The following is a 684-nucleotide window of genomic DNA, read 5'->3' as shown; positions in this document are numbered from 1 at the left end:
AACTGGCCATCGCATCGCTAAATCAGCTGTGTGAACTCGGAATCGAGATTTCGTTGGATGACTTCGGCACAGGCTATTCTTCGCTGTCGTACCTCAAAGGTTTGCCAATCAACAAACTGAAAATTGACCGCTCATTTGTCAGTGATGTGCCTAACGACAACGACAGCAACGCCATAGTGAACGCCATCATTGCAATGGGCACGACGCTTTCACTCAAAGTCGTGGCGGAAGGCATCGAAACGCCAGAACAAGTGGCTTACTTGGTCGACAAAGGTTGTATCTACGGTCAGGGATATTTATTCAGCCCACCCATTGCGGCGGAAAAGTTATTTAACTAAGCACAACGTTCAATACACTGGCAACTTTGCGGTTAGATGTTCGTCGAACCGCAAAGCGCCAAACGATCCGCTAAAATGTTGATGCACACCAACAGCGGCACGCCAATCAACAGCCCCATTCCGCCCCACAACCAACCCCAAAAGACCAGCCACATAAAGATGACTAACGGGTTGAGGTTAAACCGCCTCCCTAGCAAAGTTGGGGTGACAAACTGACTCTCGATTAAATTCAGCAACAGATATATCGACACCACTGTCAGCATAAAACTGACCGAATCTAACTGCAGATACGCGACAAAACCAAAGCTCACCATCGAAATCACTGGCCCCAAATACGGTGCGAAAT

General features: G+C 48.1%; 2 protein-coding genes. One reads left to right on the top strand and one right to left on the bottom strand.

What is annotated here, in order from left to right:
• Positions 1-338, top strand: a 338-nt coding sequence (locus tag R7Z49_RS25280) for an EAL domain-containing protein (RefSeq protein WP_318112423.1), incomplete at its 5' end; no start/stop codon positions are given.
• Between the two features lie 32 nt (positions 339-370).
• Here the strand turns inward: R7Z49_RS25280 and R7Z49_RS25275 are convergent.
• The coding region (locus tag R7Z49_RS25275; RefSeq protein ID WP_318112422.1) for an AI-2E family transporter at positions 371-684 on the bottom strand (314 nt) is incomplete at its 5' end.

The organism is Vibrio sp. 1562, assembly GCF_033340155.1.
GTDB lineage: Bacteria > Pseudomonadota > Gammaproteobacteria > Enterobacterales > Vibrionaceae > Vibrio > Vibrio alginolyticus.
The sequence above is the reverse complement of the archived record's forward strand: the minus strand, read 5'-3'. Positions and strand labels throughout refer to the sequence as shown.